This window comes from Arthrobacter sp. zg-Y1110 (assembly GCF_025244865.1).
In the GTDB taxonomy this organism is placed as follows: domain Bacteria; phylum Actinomycetota; class Actinomycetes; order Actinomycetales; family Micrococcaceae; genus Arthrobacter_B.
Genome location: NZ_CP104272.1, coordinates 1,899,867 through 1,920,383 on the forward strand (window position 1 = coordinate 1,899,867; position 20,517 = coordinate 1,920,383).

The following is a 20,517-nucleotide window of genomic DNA, read 5'->3' on the forward strand; positions in this document are numbered from 1 at the left end:
ACCGCCGCCACCCTCCATCGCACTACAGAAAACAGGTGAGTCCTTGAACGGCAGTCCCATCCCGAGCGCCCGCACCCTGACGCTCTACCGCAACGGTTCGGTCTACAGCGCCGGCGATCCCTTTGCCACCGCAATGCTGGTCGACGGCGACACCATCGCCTGGGTGGGGTCCGAACAGGCCGCCACCTCCATCCAGGACAGCAAGATGGACGTGGTGGACCTGCAGGGCGCACTGGTGGCGCCCGGATTCGTGGATTCCCACGTCCACACCACCGAGCTGGGCATGTCCCTGGTGACGCTGGACCTGAGCGGTTGCACCTCCCTTGACGATCTGCTGGACACGGTCCGGGAGCACGCGGCGGGGACCACTGGCCTGATCCTGGGGTCCAACTGGGACGAGTCGCGCTGGCCGGAACGGCGCGCACCCACCGCGGCCGAACTCGACGCAGCCTCCGGCAACCGCGCCGTGTACCTCTCCCGCTCCGATGTGCACTGTGCGGCCGTCTCCGGCACGCTGGCGGCCGAACTTCGGCTGCAGGAGTACGACGGCTGGGACAACGGCTTCGTAGTCCGTGCCGCGCACGACGCCGCGCGCACCGTGGCGCGCGACGCTGATCCGGACCAGCGCGGTGTATTACAGCTGGCTGCCCTGAAGCATGCGGCCTCCCGCGGGGTAGTGGCAGTCGCAGAAATGTCCGCACCGCACATTGCGCCGCCGGAGGACCTGCGCCGGTTGCTGGGCCTCGACGGCCCCCTCAGCGACGATGCGCTGCCGCAGATCCTCCCGTACTGGGGCCAGCTGGCGGAAACCGAGGCTCAGGTAGCCGGGCTGGTGGACTTCTTTGAGGGCCGGCTGCTGGGCCTCGCCGGCGACCTGAACATCGACGGGTCCTTCGGTGCCCGTACGGCCGCACTGCGCGAGCCGTACGCCGACCGGCCCGGCACCAGCGGCACCATGTACCTGACTCCGGAACAGGCCGGGCGGCATTTGGAGCTCATGACGAAGGCCGGACTGCAGGGCGGCTTCCACGTCATTGGCGACGCAGGGATGGACACGGCGCTGGCCGGGCTCCGCCTCGCTGCCGAGGCCGTCGGGGAAGCCGCCGTCCGGGCTGCCCACCACCGGCTGGAACATGCGGAACTGACCGATGACGCCGCCATTGCCGAACTGCTGCGCTTTGGCGTCACTGTCAGCCTGCAGCCCGGGTTCGATGCTGCATGGGGCCATCCCGGCGGACTATACGAACAGCGCCTCGGGGACAGGCGGGAAAACATGAACCGGATGGCCTCGCTGCTCTCCGCCGGTGTGCCCGTTGCCCTGGGCTCCGACACGCCCGTCCTGCCGCTGGACCCCTGGTCCGGTGTGCGCGCCGCAGTGTCCCATTCCAACCCCAAGGAGCGGGTCTCGGCGCGGGCAGCGTTTATCGGTCACACCCGTGCCGGCTGGCGTGCGGCAGGGGAGAGCAACTTCATGCGGGGCCAGCTGGCCGCCGGAGCACCGGCGTCCTTCGCGCTGTGGGAAGTGCAGGAACTGATGGTCCAGACACCGGATGCGAACGTATCCGCGTGGAGCACGGATCCGCGGGCCGGCACGCCGCTGCTGCCCGCACTGGACAACGGAGACGAGCCGCGCTGCCTGCAGACGGTACACAACGGCAAAGAGCTGTACCGCGCTCCGGATCTTGCCTGAACAGCGAAACTACCTGCGTGCTTCGGCCTCCTCCACACCGCGTCTGACCTGCATGGACATGAAAAGCTCCTAGTCAGGGGCCATATTGACAGGGGCTAGCCAGCACGTAGGCTATGAGGACCGTAGTCGGGTCCGGCCTTTTGAGGTATGCCGAGCGCTGTTCTGGAACTCTTTCCAGGTCTGCGCTTCGGGTGCCTTCGGCTGGCCCGTACTGCCATGGCCTGTACTACGCGCACCGGAGCAGCTGCTCCGCGGGTGCCGGTTACCGGGTCCAGCATCACACAACCGGGTGGATTCAACCGTCAGTAGAAAACAGGGCCGGCAGTTAGCCGGAACTGGCCCGAAGACGGCTGGATCCGCCCGGTTGCGCTGTCGGGGGCCGCAAGGCGCTGACCCGAGGGGCCGCACACTCCCATATACTGGATAGTCTGCCGGGGGAGTAACCCCGTCCCTGCCGCGAACAACGCGGCGTGCGTCCGCTGAAAGGCTTACTGAGTGCGTGTCCTGACTATCATCCCCACTTACAACGAGATCGAGTCGCTCCCCATCACACTGAAGCGGCTGCGGGACGCAGTTCCAGATTCGGATGTACTGATCGCGGACGATAACAGCCCGGACGGCACCGGCGGCTACGCCGACGAAGCCGCTGCCAACGATCCGAAGGTGCATGTGCTGCACCGCAAGGGCAAGGAAGGACTCGGAGCTGCGTACATTGCCGGCTTCCGATGGGGCCTGGAACGCGGCTACGACATCCTGGTCGAAATGGACGCCGACGGTTCGCACCGTCCGGAGGAGCTGCCCCGCCTGCTTGAAGCCTCCAAGGCGGGTGCCGACCTCGTCATCGGTTCCCGCTGGGTCACCGGAGGATCTGTGGTCAACTGGCCGTTCCACCGAAAGCTGCTTTCCCGCGCCGGCAGCACCTACTCGCGGTTCATGTTGGGCATCCCTGTCCGGGACATCACCGCCGGCTACCGTGCCTTCCGCCGCGGCACCCTGGAGCAGCTGGACCTGGGCGCCGTCGAATCCGTCGGCTACGGCTTCCAGGTGGACATGACCTTCCGCGTGGCTCGCCTGGGCCTGAAGATCACCGAGGTGCCGATCACCTTCGTCGAGCGCGAACTCGGCGACTCCAAGATGAGCGGCAACATTGTCGTTGAGGCAATGGCCAATGTGACCCGCTGGGGTCTGACCGCCCGCTGGCGGAAGCTCACCGGACGCGGCTGAGCTTAAACGAAAAAAGCGGGGCGGCTGCCAGATGGCAGCCGCCCCGCTTTTTTGTCTCTAAGGCGCCCTTCTCCGTTCACCGGACAGGGCGCCGCAAGGATTTAGGCGCTGGTGCGCTCTCCGCGGCGTTCGCGCAGGATCGTCAGGCGGTCCTGGAGGATCGTCTCAAGTTCCTCGATGCTGCGTCGTTCCAGCAGCATGTCCCAGTGCGTCCGCACCGGCTTGTCGTTGCTGGTGTCAGGCTTCTCGCCGTCCACCAGAAGCGCTTCCTTGCCGGTCTTGGAGATCCAGACCGGAGGAACGTCCGCTTCGGCAGCGAAAGTTACGAAAACACGCTCGCCGTCCTCACAGCGGTATTCCACCCGCTGGCGGGGAGCCGGCTCCACACCGGATTCAGTCTCCATGCTCTGTGCGCCCAGGCGCATACCCCGCAGGCTACGATCGCTCATCTTTTCTCCCTCTTAAATCCGCTGGATCCGCTGGCGGATCCCTTGTTATGCCGGTGCCGTACCCGCCTGCCGCCCGGAGGCGGACCGGCTGGGTGCCTAAGGCTGGCCGTCACAGCCAATACAACGCCGACGACGCCGCAGCTGTTCCCGTCGGCGGTCCCGTTCGGTGCCGCAGCTATTGTCCGGCAAACAACCGATTATACCGGCACCGAACGGGAATCGGCTAACAGGGGGAGCGGACGGGCTAGGCTCCGGCTGCAGGCCCGGATGCAGCTGCGGGACCGGTGGCCTGGGCCGGGGTGCTCCCGTTGGATGAGTGCATGGCTGCGTCCGGCACAAAGTCGCCCAGTGCGCTGCCTACACCCTTGAGGGCTTCGCCGAGCTCGCTGGGAATGATCCACAGCTTGTTGGACGTGCCTTCGGCCAGTTTCGGCAGGGTCTGCAGGTACTGGTAGGCCAGGAGCTTCTGGTCCGGGTTGCCCTTGTGGATGGCATCGAAGACCTTGGCGATGGCCTGGGCCTCGCCGTCGGCCCGCAGGATCGCTGCCTTGGCGTCACCTTCGGCAGCGAGGATGGCGGCCTGCCGGCGGCCTTCGGCGGTGAGGATCTGCGACTGCTTGGTGCCTTCGGCCGTCAGGATGGTTGCGCGCCGTTCCCGCTCGGCCCGCATCTGCTTCTCCATGGAGTCCTGGATCGACAGGGGCGGTTCAATGGCCTTGAGCTCCACCCGGGAGACCCGGATACCCCAGCGGCCGGTGGCGTCATCCAGGACGCCGCGCAGCTGGCCGTTGATCTGGTCACGGGAGGTCAGCGCCTCTTCCAGGTTCAGCCCGCCGACTACGTTGCGGAGTGTGGTGGTGGTCAGCTGCTCCACTGCCTGGATGTAGTTCGCGATCTCATAGGTGGCTGCCCGGGCATCGGTGACCTGGAAATAGACCACGGTATCGATGGATACCACGAGGGAGTCCTCGGTGATGACCTGCTGCGGGGGGAAGGACACCACCTGTTCACGCAGGTCCAGCAGGGGCAGCATCCGGTCCACAAAAGGAACCAGGATGGTCAGGCCGGGATTCAACGTGCGCTGGTACTTGCCAAGCCGCTCCACCACGCCTGCCCGGGCCTGCGGGACGATCTTGACCGCCTTGACCAGGATGACCAGTACAAAGATCACCAGGACGGCGAGAATAACTAGGACTGCTGTTCCACTCATGTTCCCCCTTGCGTTCCGCGGGAGCCGGGCCGGATCCCGCGGATTGGTTCAGCGGGATCCCTTCCGGAATTCCCGCACTTGGTTTGGCGGCCATGCCGCCGGGTTTATGCCGCTGTTGTTCCCGTTCCGGTTGCCTGGACCAGGGCGGTGGCCCCCTCGATGCGTGCGACGCTGACCTCGACGCCCGCGGGCAGCGGGGATCCGTCAACGCTGCGGGCAGTCCACGTGTCTCCGCCGATCTTCACCGTTCCGGAGGAACCCGTTACGGATTCCAGCGTCACCGCAGGTGCGCCTATTATCCGGTCAATGTTGGACAGCTGGTCCTTGTCGCCCTTCTGCAGGTGCTTCAGGGCGACCGGGCGTACTACACCGATCATAAGAACGGAGACCACCGCGAACACCACTACCTGCAGGAAGAGCGGGGCGGCGAAGAACGAGGCCAGCATAGCGGCCAGGGCGCCCACGGCGAGCATGCCGAAGAACAGGTCAAGGGTAAGGGCCTCGACGGCGGCGAATCCAAGGAAAAGCACCAACCAGAGGGCCCAGCCGTAGCTGAGCATCCATTCGAAGACTTCCTGCATCCGTTTTCCCCTTATCTTCCGGACAGTTCCGCTTATCCTGCTTGGCCCGCTGCCTGCGGCAACGGTCGCGCGCGGCGGCGGTTACCGGGCGTTTAGTACATTCTGCCCGAGACCGTGCCCCAGACCTAGGGCTACGGGCGGCGGAAGGATAACGTTTTGTGCGTCCGTGCTCAGTCGGCGCGGAAGATCTGCAGGGTGAAGGATGCAGTCACTTCGACGGGATCGGGCAGGCCGGCCAGGGTCTGCTCGAGGGCGGCCGGTTCCAGGTGCCGGGCGGAAGGGCCCATCAACACGACGTTTCGAACGTCCGCTTTGCCCAGCTGCATGGAGTACGTGCACTGTGCGGTGTCCAGGGGAGAGAAACCGGGCGACAGGGACGCGCTGACCCGTTCTTCCTTTTCGGCGGCGATACCCAGCATCGCCGCCCCCGCCCGGATTTCCTGCAGATGCTCGGGCCTCGGAGTCACCACTGCCAGGATGCCGCCGGGAGCCAGGACACGGCGGAATTCGGGTGGGTTCCTCGGTGCGAAGACGTTCAGGACCACGTCCACGGAGGCATCCCGCAGCGGAAGCCGCCGCCAGACGTCCCACACCAGTGCGTAGGTTCCCGGCAGTGCGCGGGCTGCCCGGCGCAGCGCGTACTTGGAAATGTCCAGTGCCACCGCGGCGGCCCCGGGCAGCGGCCGAAGCACCTCGCCGAGGTAGTAGCCCGTGCCGGCGCCGGCGTCAAGGACCGCTCCTGCGCGAGGTGCTGCGGCCGATACGAGGCGTGCCAGCTCAGCCGCCATGGGTTGGTAGTGCCCGGCCGCCAGAAAGTCGGTGCGGGCCTGCACCATGGCGGCAGTGTCGGCCTGGAACTTGGTGCCGCCGCCTGTGAGGAGATTGAAATAGCCCTGCTTGGCCGCATCATATCGATGACCTGCAGCGCAGCTGAGGGACCGGTTGCCCGAATCGGGTTCGAGGCTGCTGCCACAGACGGGACAGACCAGCAGCGGCAGGGAAGGCATGAGTCCATCCTAAGGCGGCGGTTGGCCCCGCCGGCTGAGGACATTAGGCTTCGGAGCGTGAAACCATGTGACCTGCCTCTCCTGAATTCCCTGTCCGCCCCGGCCGTGCATCCCGATGCCCTGCACTGCGTGGTCTCAGTGACCCGGCCGGACTTCACCGCCGATGCCTATACCGGGCAGCTGTGGCGGGTTCCCTTGACGCAGGGAGGCCGGCCGCGCCGGCTCACCCGCGGTTTCCGGGACACGTCGCCGAAATACAGTCCCGATGGTTCCAGCCTCGGTTTCCTGCGTGCGGCACCGGGGGAGCCGGCTCAGCTGTACATCCTCGGTGCCGGCAGCGGGGAGCCCGTCCAGCTGACTGACGCATTGCTGGGCGTGTCCTGGTTTAATTTCTCGCCGGACGGACGCAGCGTGGTGTTTTCCGCCCGCGTACCGGAGGAAGGCCGGTACGGAACCACGGACGGCGTGGGTTCCACCGCTGAGGATCCCCGGCTCATCACCACCTTCAAATACCGGATGAACGGGGTGGGCTACACCGGCGACAAGCCCGTGCAGATCTTCCACTTGGTCTTGCCGGACCTCGACGCCGAGCCGCACGTCGAACCGCGGGGCCGGGCCAAGGACGGCGGCGAGCCCGGAAAGGGCCTGCCCGAGGCCGTGCAGCTGACTTCCGACGCAGTGGACCATCTGCAGCCGGTGTTCACGGCGGACGGCGGCAGGATCCTGTTCACGTCCTCCCCGGATATGGATGCGTCCCTGGTGTCCGATGTCTTCAGCATCCACCCCGACGGCACCGGCCTGACCCGGCTTACCAACCACGACGCCGGCAACCCGCTGACGGTTTCGGATCCGGTGGAGAGCGCCAACGGGCACTGGCTGTTCTATCTGGGCCAGGAGGTTTCCGTCACCGGCACCGATTTCGTCGCCCGGAACACCGCACTGTATGCGGCCCCGGCAGCGGATCCGACCGCAGTGCGCCGACTGACGGACCCGGAGAGCGTTGATCTGGCAGAGGGTACCGTGGTGCCGCACCTCGGCGCCGAGGTGCTGGTCTTTCGCCGGTCCCGCGGGGCAGGCGAACTCCTGGCCGTGGATGCGCGCGGACGCGTGGAAGTTCTGGTGACGGGGCACCTGGTCGTGGAAACTGCCGGGTCCGCGGACGGCACAGTGGTGGTCGGCTACACCGACCCGCGGACGGCCGGCGACCTCGCCGTCGTCGACGACGGCCGGCTCCGCCCCATCACGGACTTCTCCGACGCGCTGCGCCGGGACACCGCAGTGGCGCTGCCGGTGGAGGAAACCCACCCCTCCGGAGACGGCTATCCCGTGCACGGCTGGCTGGCACTGCCCGAGGGGCCCGGCCCGCACCCGGTGCTGCTGAACATCCACGGCGGGCCGTTCGCCCAGTACGGCTGGGGCTATTTCGACGAGACACAGGTCTATACCAACGCCGGTTACGCGGTGCTGATGTGCAACCCCCGGGGGTCCGCCGGCTACGGGCAGGCACACGGCCGAAGCATCAAGGAAGCCATGGGCACCCTGGACCTGGCCGATGTGCTGGCGTTCGTGGACGGTGCGCTGGCCGCGCATCCGGAACTGGACGGAAACCGGCTGGGCATCATGGGCGGCTCCTACGGCGGCTACCTCACGGCGTGGACCATTGCACACGACCACCGGTTCACTGCCGCCGTGGTGGAACGCGGCTTCCTCGATCCGCTGTCCTTTGTCGGCTCCGCGGACATCGGCTGGTTCTTCAGCGCCGGCTACACCGGCACGGATCCGGCCGCCGTGCAGGCGCAGAGCCCGATGGCGTGCGTGGACTCCGTCCGCACCCCCACCTTCGTAATCCATTCCGAAGAGGACCTGCGCTGTCCGGTGGAGCAGGCCCAGCGGTACTACACCGCCCTGAAGCTGCGGTCGGTGCCTACGGAGCTGCTGCTCTTCCCGGGCGAAAACCACGAGCTCTCACGCAGCGGCACGCCGTGGCACCGGCGGCGGCGCTTCGAGCACCTGCTCGCCTGGTGGGCCCGCTGGCTGCCGACGCCGCAGAACCCGGCCCCGGAACAGGCCCGCACGCCGGAGCCTGCGCGTGCCTAAAGCCCGCCGGACCTAGAAACCCAGTATCCGCTGGGCCTCGCCGATCCCCGGCGAGGCCCACCGGCGGGCGTATTCGGCATTGCTGCACAGGGATCGGGGAAGCATCCTGTCCACATACACGGTTCCGAAGAGATGGTCCGTTTCATGCTGGACTATCCGCGCCTGCCAGCCGCTGAAGCGCTCCATGCGCTGCCGGGACTGCAGATCGGTGTAGTCCAGCACCACGGAACGCGGCCGGCGGACCACACCTTGGTAACCCTCGAAGGACAGGCAGCCCTCGAAGAACTCGACCGTCTCGTCACCGTCTGCTTCGTACCGGGGATTGATGATCGTGAAGAACGGCAGGGGAACCCGCTCCCGGAGGGCGGAGGCCTCGGCACCGGCGTCGAAGGTGTCTTCCAGCACCGCGATCTGCAGCGGAATACCCAGCTGGGGTGCAGCCAGCCCCACGCCGGGGGCGGCGTGCATGACCCGGCGCATGAGCGCAACGAGCGCGTCCAGTTCGGCGGCGTCCAGTTCGCCGTCGAAGGGCAGCGCCTCACGGCGGAGGGCGGGGTGCCCCAGTTGGACTATCGGCACGAGCTCCTGCTCTAGCATCGGCAGGACCAAGTCGCGCAGCAGGGCGGTGGAATCTGTGGGCACCGCTTCATCCTAGTAGCCGCTACGGTGTTCTCGCGCAGCCGGGGCGGCGTAACGTCGTGGGCACCATGACCGAGCAGCAGCCGTACAACGTCCTGGGACGGTATCCGGGTTTCGAATTGCGCCATTACCCCGCGCACATCGTGGCACAGGTCACCGTGAACGCAGGCTTCCAGGGGGCGGGCAATGCCGGCTTCCGGCACCTCTACGCGTACATCAGCGGGAGGAACTCGTTCCTGCCCCCGCCGGAACAGCCTCCCTCCGGCACCGACGGACAGGCCCTGGCGATGACGGCTCCGGTCCTCCTGGAACCAAGCGCGATTCCGGGCGCCTTCTGCGTGGCCTTCGTCCTGCCCGCGGAGCTGACCGCTGCCGCAGCCCCGGTGCCCGAGGACCCGGCCGTCAGCATTGTTTCGGTGCCGGGCCAGACGGCCGCTGCTGCGGCGTTTTCCGGCCGCTGGAGCGAAGCCAACTACCAGAGCCATCTCCAAGACCTCCTGGCTGCCATATCCGCCGAAGGGTTCACCCCCCTTGGCGGTCCGCGGTTCGCGCGGTTCGACCCGCCGTTCCGGCCGTGGTTCCTGCGCCGCAACGAAGTGGTTCAGGATGTGGAGGGTCCGGGGGACTGAAGATACCCGGCGGCCTGTCCGACGTCGTCGAGCCGGCAGCCGAACTGGTGCTCAAGTGCAGGCTCGGCGGCGAACGCCGTCTGGAGGGACGGAGCGTCGGCGTGCGTCCAGGGACGCAGCAGGGGAGAGGCAGGCATCGGGCAGTTATGCCGCAGGCGGGACGAATCCCAGGGGCAGCAGGTCTTCCGCGGGAATGCTGACCGGGCCCTCCGGCGTCGGCAGGATCACGCGGATCCCGGGGTAGTAGTCGGCAAGGATCTGCCGGTCCCGGCCGCATGGGCTTTGGACGCCGCGGCCATGGTTTCCGACGGCGACGATGCAGGTGGGATCGGCCGCTCCGGCCGCCCGTGCCGCACCCAGGGCAACAAGTTCGGCGCAGGGACCGCCCGTGAAGTGATAGAGGTTCACGCCCGCATGCATGCCGCCGTCGGCCGTGCGGACCGCAGCGCCCATGGTATGGATGCCGTCTTCGTCGGGGCCGGCGTCGGTGGCAGCGTCAATGGTGCACCGGGCCAGGTCCACGAGTTCCCGGTCCGCCGGGGTGAGCGGAACGGCTGACGGGGGAAGGGAAGTAGGCATGCGCAGAGTCTACGGCGCGGGTCCGGCCGTTAAAGACAAACAGCCGGGCCCGCCGTCTGGCGAAACCCGGCTGTGCGGCTCGGGGCGTGACTAGCCCTCGCAGTCCACGCAGTAGGCCTCGCCGTTTTTTTCGCGGGCAATCTGCGAACGGTGGCGTACGAGGAAGCAGGACATGCAGGTGAACTCGTCTGCCTGCGGGGGAACCACCTTGATGAGCAGTTCCTCGCCGGAAAGATCCGCACCCGGAAGGTCAAAACCGTCAATGGCGTCTGACTCTTCGACATCGATGACTGCAGTCATCGCTCCGCCACGCTGCTGAGCTTTCAGACCCTCGAGGGAGTCTGTGTGCTGGTCTTCTTCCTTGACGCGCGGGGCATCGTAATCGGTAGCCATTTTCTTGTGCTTATCTCCTGATTGTGGGGGGGTGAAGCGTAGATCATATAGGGCAACGAAAGTCGCTGCACCAAACCGTACAGGCGTGGCGGACCACGGATGACAAAATACGGCAGGAAAGTGATCAACGTCCCGTCGGAACTTTGTATTCCCGCTTTCATGCCCGCGGCTGCCCGGGCCACGACCCGCTGGAGAGCAGGGAAGGGCAGCGTTACGCCTCCGGTTATGTTAAGCCGCGTAGTCCCGTCTGAGCAGCAAGCCCGGGCATTATGTCAACCCGCGACGGTACGCCTTGCGAGGGTGGCGTCAGCTGAAATCCGCGCGACCAGGTCGGGCGGTTTCCCGGGCAGGGCAGGAGCCGGCGGGCGGTTATGTAAAGCCGCGCAGATGACCCAGCCGGGTTCCCGGGGGACGTTATGTCAACTGAGTACGCAGCGGCGCATGGGGCTCCAAGGGGACGGAAAGCGTCGGACCTGGTCAGCCGTTTTTGAGGCGTCAGCCGTGGCGGCCTTTCATTGCAGACGGCATCCGGGGCGGAGCCAGCACTGAAAAGCCCGGACGCTTGAAGATTACGAAAAGCAGCGAAAACGGGGGATTAGCGGGCAATCGGGGCCGGATGGACGATCGGGGAATATCTGTGGTTTACGCCACTTCCGGCACCCCGTTTATAACGCCGATAATCTACATTATGTCAACTAGCGTTGAGAAGGGGATCCCCCGGGGCCGGTCCCTCAGTCCGGAGGACCTCGCTCGCCCGGAAAGCTCTGGATGCGTTCACGGGACGCAGGCTTCGTGCGGCGACGACTCCTGTGCCGTAGGTTCCGTCGGCAGGATGCCCTCCGGTGCCGTGCTTTTCGGGTCGGGACGGCCGTCCGGGGTCAGGCGAAGGGTCAGGACGGACACCGGACGCCGGCCCGTTCCTCTGACGCCGGTCCGTTCCACTTGTGCGGCTGATTCCCGCAGGATCCCGAGGTCTGTGACGCATGGGAAAGATGTGAACCCTCCAGCCACATGCGCCCCACTGAGTGGGACGCTGTGCCCGGCGGGACTGCCGGGCCGGGCCAGGCCAGCTCCCGGGCCAGCTCCCGTGTCCACTCCCCTAGGCCCACTCCCCTAGGCGCGCTTCGCCGTGACCAGCAAGTACTCCCAGTCCATGGCCGTGTTGCCGGTGCCGGCGCTGAACCCCCTCACCAGCTCCAGCAGCGCCTCATCCAGTGCAGCAGCGCGCTCCGGGCTGTCCGCAAGCGATTTGTACACGGCGATGGTGGGACCGTAGTTCGCTTTGAAGAAGCCCAGGAAGTCCTCCGGGGTCGCGAACCGGTCAACACGCAGGGTCCGGCGTTCGGCGGTGAAATCCTGCACCTTGCCGGCCAGGAGAGACTCCACATGCTCGGGGTTTCCCCACAACGGCGGCGGCTGCGCTCCGGGAGGCGGAGGCGGCGCGTACGGCTTCATGGTGGCGAACATGCGCCCGATGAATCCTTCCGGGGTCCAGTTGATCAGTCCGATCCTTCCGCCGGGCCGGCACACACGCACCATTTCAGACGCCGTCTGCCCGTGGTGCGGAGCGAACATCACTCCGACGCAGGACATCACCGCGTCGAAGGAGCCGTCCGCGAACGGAAGCGATTCGGCGTCGGCCACCACCCAGTTCAGGTGCGCGCCCCGGGACTGCGCTATCCGCTTGCCCGATTCGAGGAGTTCCGGTGTCAGGTCCGAGGCTGTCACGTCGGCGCCGGTCTCCGCAGCGACAATTGCTGCGTTGCCCGTACCCGCCGCGATGTCCAGGACCTCATCCCGGTCCGTAATAGCGCAGGCCTCCACCAGCACCGGGCCCAAGCCGGGAATGATTTCGGTGGCCACGGCCGTATAGTTCCCGAGCGCCCATACCGCCCGGAGCCTCGCTTTCAGTTCCCGGTCGGGGCTGGTTTGTGTGTCCGTCATGATCCTCACGTCCTTGCGTTTGAGGGGGCTTGCATTCCGCCCCTTTGTGCTGCCTGACCCTGTCAGTGTTCGACCCCGGCGTGTGCGGTGCCGTGTGCAAGGCCGGCCAGGTCAGCCCGCAGCCGGGGATTGGTGATCCGGGCGGCCAGCAGCGGAATAGCTGTTTCCACGGCCGAGTCCCCCAGCGCCGCCCGGAACGAGTAGGCCCGGACAGTGAGCTCGTCGTGGCCGTAGCGGCTGGACAACTCGGTGAGTTCCCGTGCGTACACGAGTGCCAGCGGGGGATCCGAATGCAGCGACACCGTGCAGGCGAAGTCCAGGTTCCGTCCCCGGAACCAGCGGTACCAGGGGTCGGGGCGCAGTCCGCGGCGGATCCACTCTTCCGCAGCAGCCCGTTCGCCGGCAGCCAGCAGGACCCGGGCCTTGGCCTGGAACGCCGAGTCCAGATAACAGCGGTCCCCGAACGCCTCGGCCAGCGCGACCGCATGGTCGGCCATCTCCGCCGCTTCCAACGAATCGCCGGAAAACAAATATGCCTCGCTTCTCAGTGCCTCCACCAGCGGTCGGAACGCCGCCCAGTGCTCACTTGCAAGGAGCATCAGGGACGCGTCGAGTTGCTCAGCGGCGGTGCGGTGCTGGCCGGTCAGCAGGTATAGCCGGCCCAGCATGGCACGGGCGAACGCCTCCTGCCGGAGGTTGCCGCCAGCGGTGCTCAGACCCGCCGATCCGGCCAGCGCTTCGGCGGCTGCGGGATAGTCAGCGGTATCGGTGGCCAGCATTCCGCGGACGCCCAGTACCCTGGCCGTTTCGTCCGTCAGTCCGGCTGCCGACGCCAGCGCCAACGCCCGGGCCAGCCAGCGCAGCCCGCTCGCCGGGAAGCCGCGCTGTACGGCGAGGAATCCCAGTTCCCGGTACGCGGCAGCCTGCACGGCAGGACTGCCGTCCGGCCCGGAGAGGGACACCACGCGGTGCAGCAGGTCGGCGACCTCGGCGCCGCGGCCGCCGGCGCCATGGATCAGGGCTCCGGCCAGGGCCAGGAGTGCCTCGGCCTGCAGCTGGGGGTTCCGGGTCCGTTCCGCCAGGCCGCCGGCCACCCGCAGGTGCGCCAACGCGGGTGTGGCGGCACCGGCGGCGAGGCAGGACGCAGCCGCTTCCAGATAGGACCTGACCGCGACGGCGGTGGCTGGCAGAGCGGTGATCCTGACATCCGGGGCGGCCAGTGCCTGCTGGACTTCAGCGGGCATGCCCAGGCCAAGGTGTTCGGCAAAAAGGCGGGCGCACCGGGTGGCCTGCTCCCGGGCTCCGCTGCGGTCCCCGCCGGCCAGGAGGGCGCGGACAAGCAGCGCATGGAAGTCACCGTTCAGCTGGTCCAGGCGAACGGCCTGCCCGGCGAACTGCACGGCAGTCCCGGTATCGCCGTCGGCGAGGGCAGCCAACCCCCTTTCGTAGGCCGCTGTTTCGACGAAGTGCCGCAGCCGGTGGCGTTCCACGGTTAGCCAGGTATCGAAGCCGGGGCAGTCAGCGAACTCCAGCCGTTCGAGCAGTTCGGCGGACGCGGTGTCCGCTGACCAGGGTACGGCGGTATCGGCGTCGCAGGACGACGACGGCGGCAGCCGCAGGATCAGCGGGTCGCCCTGCAGCACCGACCCTGGGCCCAGCACGCGGCGCAGGTCCGACAGGTGCCAGCGCAGCGCCCCGAGCGGATCCCCGGCATCCGGGAACAGCATCGCGGCCAGCTGGCCGCGCGGTGTGGGAATGCGGTGCAGCAGCAGATAGGTGAGCAGCCCCCAACCCTTTCGGCCACGGGGCTGCCTCCCGTCACCGGCTGGGCACTCGATCGACGGCGGCCCCAGGAGGCGCACCTTAATCCCGGCCATGCACCACACTGTAGGACCAGGCCCGGCACGCCGAAAGGCCGGGACGCAACCACGCTGCGGGCAACGCCGTCGTCCGCACGAACCGACGGGCCTGGCGCTGCCCGTTGCGTGCCGGCCCCGGTGAGGTTAGCGTGCCGCACGGACTGGGAGCCCGCGCAATAGATCCGCTCTGCGCCAGGAAAATTCTTCTGCGCTGTCGATATCCACGCTGCCCGTTCGACGTCATAGTAGGAGGCGCATCAGCACCTTCTACGGAACAAGCAGCAAGGAGAGTGCCATGAAGTACATGTTCATCATGCGGGCCACGGACGAGGCGCTGCAGGCATCCAAGGACATCCCGTTTGAGCAGATCATCAACCAGATGGGTGCGTACAACGAGTCGATGATCAATGCCGGAGTGATGATCGGCGGCGAAGGCCTGGCAGACGTCTCGGAGGGCAGCGGGTTGGTGGTGGATTTCTCCGAGGATCCGCCGCTGGTCACCGACGGCCCCTACGGTGAAACCCACGAGCTGTTCAACGGGTTCTGGATTGTCCAGGTGGGCTCCCGCGAGGAGGCCGCGGAGTGGGCCAGCCGCGCACCGCTTGGGCCCGGGTCCAAACTCGAGGTCCGGCGCGTGCACGAAGCCAACGATTTCGCCGACTTTGCGGACAACGAGTACATCCGGAAGGAAGAACTGTGGCGTTCGGAAGAGGAGAACCTGAACGCGGGGAACAAATAGCCGTGGATTCCGCGGCAGCAGTCCGGGGACGCCTCGATGCCCTGTGGCGCATCGAAGGCGCCCGGATTGTGGCCGCCCTGGCCCGGGTCACCGGCGACGTCGGCCTTGCCGAGGACGCCGCGCAGGACGCCGTCGCCGAGGCCCTGGTCTCATGGAGCGGAACCGGCATTCCCCGTAACCCCGGTGCCTGGATCAGCGCGGTGGCCAAGCGCCGGGCCATCGACAGGTGGCGGCGGGCCGAGCAACTCCAGGACCGCTACGAGATGCTGGCACGCCGGGCGCAGGACGAGGCAGCCCCGGAGTGGGACCCGCTGCCCGACGATGTGCTTCGGCTGCTGTTCACGGCCTGCCATCCGGTGCTCTCCACGGAGGCACAGATTGCATTGACTCTGCGGGTCGTGGGGTCGCTGCGCACCGACGAAATTGCCCGGCTGTTCCTGGTCCCCACCGCCACCGTGCAGCAGCGCATTGTCCGGGCCCGGAAAACCCTGGCGGCGGCGAGGGTTCCCTTTGAACCGCCGGAGCCCAATGAGTGGACCCCGCGGCTGCGCGGGGTGCTGCATGTCATCTACCTGATGTTCACCGAAGGGTACGCGGCGACCAGCGGCGAGAACTGGACCCGGCCGGACCTGGCGAACGAAGCGCTGCGGATCGGAAGGATCCTCGCCGGGCTGGTCCCCCGGGTACCGGAGGCACACGCGCTGGTGGCCCTGATGGAATTCTCCGCCTCCCGCTTCGCCGCCCGCACCGGTCCCGGCGGTGCGCCCGTCCTGCTGGCGGACCAGGACCGCACCCGCTGGGACCGGGCGCAGGTCCAACGCGGCATCGCAGGCCTTGCCCGTGCCGACGGGTTGTCACAGGAGCTCGGCCGCGCACGCGGGAGTTATGCCCTGCAGGCCGCTATTGCGCAGTGTCACGCCACGGCCGCACGGCCCGAGCTTACGGACTGGCCCCGCATCGTGCTGCTCTACGAAGCACTGGGCCGGCTCGCCCCCGGTCCGGTGGTTGAACTGAACCGGGCGGTGGCAGTGTCCATGGCCACCGGCCCGGAAGCCGCCCTGGTCATCGTGAACCGCCTGGCGGCCGAAGGTGCACTGCAGGGATCCCACCTGTTACCCAGTGTGCGGGCCGAGCTGCTGGCAAGGCTTGGCCGGACGGAGGAGGCCCGGGCCGAGTTTTCAGCTGCCGCAGCCCTGGCCCGGAACCGCCGCGAACGGGAGGTGCTCGAACGCCGGGCCGCCTCCCCCTGAGATGTCAGCTGCGCCACACCCGTTGGTAGAGTCCAGGGAACGCTTATACGCCGCATACCCGAAGGACCGCCTTGACCGCTTCCGCGCAGCCATTCCACGCCGACCCGATGAAGGATCCGCACTGGTGGCGGCAGGCCGCCGTCTACCAGATCTATCCGCGCAGCTTCTCGGACTCGAACGCAGACGGCCTCGGTGACCTGCCCGGCATCACGGCCAAGGTTCCGTACCTTGCGCAGCTGGGGGTCGACGCCGTCTGGCTGAGCCCGTTCTACCCCTCGGCGCTCGCCGACGGCGGGTACGACGTCGACGACTACCGCGCCGTCGATCCGCGCCTGGGCGGCCTGGACGACTTCGATGACCTGGCTGCGGCCCTGCACTCCGCCGGCATCAAACTGATCGTGGACATCGTCCCCAACCACTCCTCCAACCGCCACGCCTGGTTCCGGGAAGCACTGGCGTCCCCCAAGGGCTCCCCCGCCCGCAACCGGTACATCTTCCGGGACGGAACAGGACCCGGCGGAAGCCTGCCGCCGTCGGACTGGCAGTCCGTCTTCGGCGGCAGCGCCTGGGAGCAGGTGCCGGACGGGCAGTGGTACCTGCACCTGTTCGCCCCGGAACAGCCCGATTTCAACTGGGAGAACCCCGAGGTGCGCGCGGAGTTCCTCACCACCCTGCGCTTCTGGGCCGACCGCGGCGTGGACGGCTTCCGGATCGATGTGGCCCACGCACTGGCCAAGGACCTTACTGAGCCCCTGGCAACCAGCGCCGAGCTGACGCCGGAAGGTGACGGCGTCGACGGCGGCCACCCGTTCTGGGACCGTGACGAGGTCCACGAAATCTATGCCGAGTGGCGGAAGCTGTTCAACGAGTACGATCCTCCGCGCACGGCGGTGGCCGAGGCCTGGGTGCATGCCTCGCGCCGCGGGCGGTACGCCAACCCCGAAGGCCTGGGCCAGGCGTTCAACTTCGACCTGCTCCAGGCGGACTTCGATGCCGCCAGGTTCCGGGAGATCATCACCGCCAACCTGGGCCAGGCCGCCGCCACCGGGGCCTCCTCCACCTGGGTGCTGTCCAACCACGACGTCGTCCGGCACGCCACGCGTTACGGCCTGCCGCCCGCTCCGGCGGGCAGCCAAAAAGGGCAGGACGGAAAAGCGTGGGTCTTTTCGGGCGGCACCGAGCCGGCGCTGGACCGTGAGCTGGGCCTGCGCCGGGCGCGGGCCGCCACGCTGCTGATGCTCGCGCTGCCCGGCTCGGCCTACCTGTACCAGGGGGAGGAACTGGGCCTGCACGAAGTGGCGGAGATCCCGGACGCGGACCGGCAGGATCCCACGTTCCACCGCAATGCGGGTGTGGACAAGGGCCGTGACGGGTGCCGGGTGCCCCTGCCCTGGACCGCGGAAGGTCCGTCCTTCGGCTTCGGCACCGGCTCCGCCCATCTGCCCCAGCCCGGGGACTTCGCGCGGGCTGCCGTATCCGCCCAGGAGCAGGACGGGGACTCGAACCTGAATTTCTACCGCCGGGCCTTGGAACTGCGCGGAAAGCAGCAGGGTCCGGAGGAACTCGACTGGCTCGACAGTCCGGCCACCGTGCTGCACTTCCGGCGGCCCGGCGGCTGGCAGAGCATCACCAACTTCGGTGCCGAAGCCATCCAGCTGCCGGAGGGGTCCGTGCTGCTCAGCAGCGGGGCGCTCGAGGGCGGCCTGCTGCCGCCCGATACCACCGTCTGGCTGGCCTAGCCCGGACCCCGGTCCCGGGTCCTGTTCCGCCGGCACCTGTTGCGTCCGGGACCTGTTCCGTCCGCCACCTGTTGACGGGGACGGCCGGGTGGCTACCGTGGTGGGGACGGCATCCCCGTATGCCGGCCGGTACTGATGATCCGCCCGTACCTAAAAGGAGGTCCGTCATGGACCCGATCCCCGGTATCAACGTTTCAGTTCCGCCCAGCGGCCCGGGCTGCGTGGAATGCGCCGAGCAGCAGGGGTGGTGGTACCACCTGCGCCGGTGTGCCGAATGCGGGCACATCGGCTGCTGCGACAGCTCCCCCGGGCAGCACGCCACCCTTCACGAACAGCAGACCGGGCATCCCGTGATCCGCAGCTTCGAACCCGGGGAGGACTGGTTCTGGAACTATGCGGAGTCCTCCGTCTTCGCCGGACCGGAGCTGGCCCCGCCGGCCCACCATCCGAGCAGCCAGTCTGTTCCCGGACCGGCCGGCCGGGTGCCGCCGGGCTGGCAGGAGCTGCTGCACTGAAATGCCGGGGCGAGGCTGACAGGTCTACACTGTAAACATGACTAGAACCTATATTGTGACCGGATCCGCCTCGGGCATCGGAGCAGCAACCGCCGCCATCCTGAAGGAACGCGGCAACACCGTCATCGGCGTCGACCTGCGCAACGCCGACGTCGAAGCTGACCTGAGCAAGCCCGAGGGCCGCTCCGCCGCCGTCGCGAAGGCCGTGGAACTTGCCGGCGGGAACGTCGACGCGGTCATCGCGTGCGCCGGCATTTCCGCCCCGGCACCCATCACCGTTGCCGTGAACTTCTTCGGTGTCACGGATTTCCTGACCGAACTGGCCCCGACCCTGGCCAAGAGCAGCGCCCCGCGCGCCGCCGTCGTCAGCTCCATGGCGAGCCTGCAGCCCAACTCCCCCGAACTTGTCGACGCCATGCTCGCCGGCAACGAAGAGGAAGCCCTGCGGATCGGCCAGGCGCTTGCCGACAACGGCCCCCAGACCGGCTACCTGAACTACCCGTCCAGCAAGCGGGCCCTGAGCCGCTGGGTCCGCCGCGAGAGCATCACCCCCGCCTTTGCCGGCGCCGGAATTCCGCTGAATGCGGTTGCACCGGGCACCGTGCTCTCCGCCATGACGCGCGACCTGCTGTCCACCCCTGAAGGCCGGGCCATGGTGGACGCCAACGTGCCCATGCCGCTGAACGGCCACTCGGAACCGGAAGTTATTGCCCGCCTCCTGATCTGGCTGACTTCCGAAGAGAACACCCACACCACGGGACAGACCATCTACACCGACGGCGGCGCCGACGCCACGCTGCGCGGCGACGACATCTGGTCCTAACCTGCCTCACCGCCCATCGGCGGAACCGTTGGCGCCGGTGAGGACTATCTCCCGGCGCCGGAGGCCCGCCCGGCGCAGCACGCCCAGCCGCATTGACACATAGGCCAGCGCCCCTACGGGGATCGGCAACCAGAACTGCAGGATCCGCCAGGACAGGACCCCCAGGACCGCCACGTGTGACGGTGCGCCGAATCCGGTGAGAGTGGGGACCAGCAGCCCCTCCACCAGCCCTACCCCGCCGGGGGTCAGCGGCACCATCGACACCAGCCCGGCCAGGGAATAAGCGACCAGCAGCTCCCCCGGCCCCAGCACATGGCCAAACGCGGCCACCAGCACCCACAGGCAGGCTGCGTCCAGAAGCCAGCGCAGCGCCGCAAGCGCCACTCCGGCAAGAAGCCGGCGCGGCTGTGCACGGAACATCTGTGTTTCGCCGGCCACCGTCCGGACAAATTTTTCGGCACTGTCCGGATGCATCAGCGGAACCGCTCCTGCCACCGACCGCACCACCCGCACCGCTCCCGCGAGATGCCGGTCCAGGACGGTGAGCAGAGCTACGACAAGCACGAACAGTGCCAGCACCACGGACCCGGCGGCCGCGTAATAGCCGCTGACGTTCACCTGCCCGAGCATGGACAGCAACCCGATACCAAACAGCGCACCGAGAACCAGGTTCGCTCCCAGCACCTGGATGGTTGCCGCGCTGAGCGCATCCTGCGGCGGAGTCCCGGACAGGGTGAGCAGCCGGAACCGGGCAGCGGCCGACGTCGTTCCCCCGCCCGGCACCACGTGGTTAATGGCGGTGTCACACAGGTCGATCCGCACCAGCGTGAAATAGGACGGCCGCGAGGAGCCGGGTAGTACCACCCGCGTCAGGGCGCTGTAGCTCAGCCAGGAGGTGACCTCCAGGCACAAAGCACCCACCAGCACTATCAGCGGCAATCCGGCCAAGGACCGCAGGACGTTGTCGATACCGACCAGCTGCGGCAGGACCGCGTATTCGAAGACCAGCACCAGCACCACGCCCACCGCCATCGCGCGCAGATACCGCCGGCGGCTGGACGAATGCCGGGAACCGCGTGCCGAGAAGCAGTGCCTAGGCATGGTTCAAGCACAGCAGACAGTCTGCATCCATGCCAGCCCCCGGTCTTTG

Annotated in this window: 20 protein-coding genes; 9 read left to right on the forward strand and 11 right to left on the reverse strand. The window is 67.7% G+C overall.

Annotated elements, in window-relative coordinates; translation table 11 throughout:
• The first annotated feature begins 43 nt into the window (after positions 1–43).
• Complete coding sequence (locus N2K99_RS08810) at positions 44–1,690, forward strand: amidohydrolase (RefSeq protein ID WP_227933527.1); 1,647 nt, start codon at positions 44–46, stop codon at positions 1,688–1,690.
• Between the two features lie 495 nt (positions 1,691–2,185).
• The gene (locus tag N2K99_RS08815; RefSeq protein WP_227921564.1) at positions 2,186–2,914 is read left to right on the forward strand and encodes a polyprenol monophosphomannose synthase; all 729 of its coding nucleotides are present in this window, start codon (positions 2,186–2,188) and stop codon (positions 2,912–2,914) included.
• Between the two features lie 101 nt (positions 2,915–3,015).
• Here N2K99_RS08815 and N2K99_RS08820 read toward each other — a convergent pair whose 3' ends face one another.
• The 4 genes from N2K99_RS08820 to N2K99_RS08835 all read right to left on the reverse strand — a co-directional run bounded on the left by N2K99_RS08820 (position 3,016) and on the right by N2K99_RS08835 (position 6,161).
• The gene (locus tag N2K99_RS08820) at positions 3,016–3,363 is read right to left on the reverse strand and encodes an RNA polymerase-binding protein RbpA (RefSeq protein ID WP_227921562.1); all 348 of its coding nucleotides are present in this window, start codon (positions 3,361–3,363) and stop codon (positions 3,016–3,018) included.
• A gap of 244 nt (positions 3,364–3,607) precedes the next feature.
• Complete coding sequence (locus tag N2K99_RS08825) at positions 3,608–4,573, reverse strand: SPFH domain-containing protein (RefSeq protein ID WP_227921560.1); 966 nt, start codon at positions 4,571–4,573, stop codon at positions 3,608–3,610.
• A 104-nt stretch (positions 4,574–4,677) separates the two neighbouring features.
• The gene (locus N2K99_RS08830) at positions 4,678–5,154 is read right to left on the reverse strand and encodes an NfeD family protein (protein WP_227921558.1); all 477 of its coding nucleotides are present in this window, start codon (positions 5,152–5,154) and stop codon (positions 4,678–4,680) included.
• Positions 5,155–5,324: 170 nt separating this feature from the next.
• The gene (locus N2K99_RS08835) at positions 5,325–6,161 is read right to left on the reverse strand and encodes a putative RNA methyltransferase (RefSeq protein WP_227933542.1); all 837 of its coding nucleotides are present in this window, start codon (positions 6,159–6,161) and stop codon (positions 5,325–5,327) included.
• A gap of 57 nt (positions 6,162–6,218) precedes the next feature.
• Between N2K99_RS08835 and N2K99_RS08840 the strand changes: the two genes are divergently transcribed.
• The gene (locus N2K99_RS08840) at positions 6,219–8,258 is read left to right on the forward strand and encodes a S9 family peptidase (protein WP_227933543.1); all 2,040 of its coding nucleotides are present in this window, start codon (positions 6,219–6,221) and stop codon (positions 8,256–8,258) included.
• Positions 8,259–8,270: 12 nt separating this feature from the next.
• Here N2K99_RS08840 and N2K99_RS08845 read toward each other — a convergent pair whose 3' ends face one another.
• A complete protein-coding gene (locus N2K99_RS08845) occupies positions 8,271–8,900 on the reverse strand; it encodes a peptide deformylase (protein WP_227921552.1) in 630 nt (209 codons plus the stop codon).
• Positions 8,901–8,965: 65 nt separating this feature from the next.
• Here N2K99_RS08845 and N2K99_RS08850 point away from each other — a divergent pair, with 65 nt between their 5' ends.
• A complete protein-coding gene (locus tag N2K99_RS08850) occupies positions 8,966–9,526 on the forward strand; it encodes a heme-binding protein (protein WP_227933544.1) in 561 nt (186 codons plus the stop codon).
• Here the strand turns inward: N2K99_RS08850 and N2K99_RS08855 are convergent.
• From N2K99_RS08855 to N2K99_RS08875, 5 genes are all read right to left on the reverse strand, one after another.
• On the reverse strand, positions 9,499–9,663 hold the full coding sequence (locus N2K99_RS08855) for a hypothetical protein (protein WP_227921548.1): 165 nt from the start codon (positions 9,661–9,663) through the stop codon (positions 9,499–9,501). The two genes, N2K99_RS08850 and N2K99_RS08855, sit on opposite strands and share 28 nt — an antisense overlap.
• 7 nt (positions 9,664–9,670) lie before the next feature.
• Complete coding sequence (locus tag N2K99_RS08860; protein WP_227921546.1) at positions 9,671–10,105, reverse strand: cytidine deaminase; 435 nt, start codon at positions 10,103–10,105, stop codon at positions 9,671–9,673.
• 90 nt (positions 10,106–10,195) lie between these two features.
• Positions 10,196–10,498, reverse strand: coding sequence for a DUF4193 domain-containing protein (locus N2K99_RS08865; protein WP_227911407.1), 303 nt, complete (start codon positions 10,496–10,498; stop codon positions 10,196–10,198).
• Between the two features lie 1,113 nt (positions 10,499–11,611).
• The gene (locus N2K99_RS08870; RefSeq protein WP_227933545.1) at positions 11,612–12,442 is read right to left on the reverse strand and encodes a class I SAM-dependent methyltransferase; all 831 of its coding nucleotides are present in this window, start codon (positions 12,440–12,442) and stop codon (positions 11,612–11,614) included.
• A 62-nt stretch (positions 12,443–12,504) separates the two neighbouring features.
• The gene (locus tag N2K99_RS08875) at positions 12,505–14,319 is read right to left on the reverse strand and encodes an SARP family transcriptional regulator (protein WP_227933546.1); all 1,815 of its coding nucleotides are present in this window, start codon (positions 14,317–14,319) and stop codon (positions 12,505–12,507) included.
• A 277-nt stretch (positions 14,320–14,596) separates the two neighbouring features.
• Here N2K99_RS08875 and N2K99_RS08880 point away from each other — a divergent pair, with 277 nt between their 5' ends.
• The 5 genes from N2K99_RS08880 to N2K99_RS08900 all read left to right on the forward strand — a co-directional run bounded on the left by N2K99_RS08880 (position 14,597) and on the right by N2K99_RS08900 (position 19,367).
• On the forward strand, positions 14,597–15,040 hold the full coding sequence (locus tag N2K99_RS08880) for a YciI family protein (protein ID WP_227921540.1): 444 nt from the start codon (positions 14,597–14,599) through the stop codon (positions 15,038–15,040).
• Positions 15,037–16,290, forward strand: coding sequence for a DUF6596 domain-containing protein (locus tag N2K99_RS08885; protein ID WP_308036397.1), 1,254 nt, complete (start codon positions 15,037–15,039; stop codon positions 16,288–16,290). Before N2K99_RS08880 ends, N2K99_RS08885 begins: the two co-directional genes overlap by 4 nt.
• Positions 16,291–16,397: 107 nt before the next feature.
• On the forward strand, positions 16,398–18,029 hold the full coding sequence (locus N2K99_RS08890) for a glycoside hydrolase family 13 protein (RefSeq protein WP_227933713.1): 1,632 nt from the start codon (positions 16,398–16,400) through the stop codon (positions 18,027–18,029).
• Between the two features lie 167 nt (positions 18,030–18,196).
• Complete coding sequence (locus N2K99_RS08895) at positions 18,197–18,544, forward strand: UBP-type zinc finger domain-containing protein (protein WP_227921538.1); 348 nt, start codon at positions 18,197–18,199, stop codon at positions 18,542–18,544.
• Positions 18,545–18,581: 37 nt separating this feature from the next.
• Complete coding sequence (locus N2K99_RS08900; RefSeq protein WP_227921536.1) at positions 18,582–19,367, forward strand: SDR family oxidoreductase; 786 nt, start codon at positions 18,582–18,584, stop codon at positions 19,365–19,367.
• 6 nt (positions 19,368–19,373) lie between these two features.
• Here the strand turns inward: N2K99_RS08900 and N2K99_RS08905 are convergent, their stop codons facing one another.
• Positions 19,374–20,468: a YbhN family protein gene (locus N2K99_RS08905; RefSeq protein WP_227933547.1), complete on the reverse strand. Its 1,095-nt coding sequence runs from the start codon at positions 20,466–20,468 to the stop codon at positions 19,374–19,376.
• Between the last annotated feature and the right edge of the window lie 49 nt (positions 20,469–20,517).

What these genes read in the sequence shown, in the direction of transcription:
- N2K99_RS08870 (WP_227933545.1), bottom strand. Translation starts at nt 12,442, where the DNA reads ATGACGGACACACAAACCAGCCCCGACCGGGAACTGAAAGCGAGGCTC.
- N2K99_RS08860 (WP_227921546.1), bottom strand. Translation starts at nt 10,105, where the DNA reads ATGCCTACTTCCCTTCCCCCGTCAGCCGTTCCGCTCACCCCGGCGGAC.
- N2K99_RS08825 (WP_227921560.1), bottom strand. Translation starts at nt 4,573, where the DNA reads ATGAGTGGAACAGCAGTCCTAGTTATTCTCGCCGTCCTGGTGATCTTT.
- N2K99_RS08890 (WP_227933713.1), top strand. Translation starts at nt 16,398, where the DNA reads ATGAAGGATCCGCACTGGTGGCGGCAGGCCGCCGTCTACCAGATCTAT.
- N2K99_RS08905 (WP_227933547.1), bottom strand. Translation starts at nt 20,468, where the DNA reads ATGCCTAGGCACTGCTTCTCGGCACGCGGTTCCCGGCATTCGTCCAGC.
- N2K99_RS08855 (WP_227921548.1), bottom strand. Translation starts at nt 9,663, where the DNA reads ATGCCTGCCTCTCCCCTGCTGCGTCCCTGGACGCACGCCGACGCTCCG.
- N2K99_RS08875 (WP_227933546.1), bottom strand. Translation starts at nt 14,319, where the DNA reads ATGGCCGGGATTAAGGTGCGCCTCCTGGGGCCGCCGTCGATCGAGTGC.
- N2K99_RS08865 (WP_227911407.1), bottom strand. Translation starts at nt 10,498, where the DNA reads ATGGCTACCGATTACGATGCCCCGCGCGTCAAGGAAGAAGACCAGCAC.
- N2K99_RS08880 (WP_227921540.1), top strand. Translation starts at nt 14,597, where the DNA reads ATGAAGTACATGTTCATCATGCGGGCCACGGACGAGGCGCTGCAGGCA.
- N2K99_RS08820 (WP_227921562.1), bottom strand. Translation starts at nt 3,363, where the DNA reads ATGAGCGATCGTAGCCTGCGGGGTATGCGCCTGGGCGCACAGAGCATG.
- N2K99_RS08895 (WP_227921538.1), top strand. Translation starts at nt 18,197, where the DNA reads ATGGACCCGATCCCCGGTATCAACGTTTCAGTTCCGCCCAGCGGCCCG.
- N2K99_RS08835 (WP_227933542.1), bottom strand. Translation starts at nt 6,161, where the DNA reads ATGCCTTCCCTGCCGCTGCTGGTCTGTCCCGTCTGTGGCAGCAGCCTC.
- N2K99_RS08830 (WP_227921558.1), bottom strand. Translation starts at nt 5,154, where the DNA reads ATGCAGGAAGTCTTCGAATGGATGCTCAGCTACGGCTGGGCCCTCTGG.
- N2K99_RS08850 (WP_227933544.1), top strand. Translation starts at nt 8,966, where the DNA reads ATGACCGAGCAGCAGCCGTACAACGTCCTGGGACGGTATCCGGGTTTC.
- N2K99_RS08900 (WP_227921536.1), top strand. Translation starts at nt 18,582, where the DNA reads ATGACTAGAACCTATATTGTGACCGGATCCGCCTCGGGCATCGGAGCA.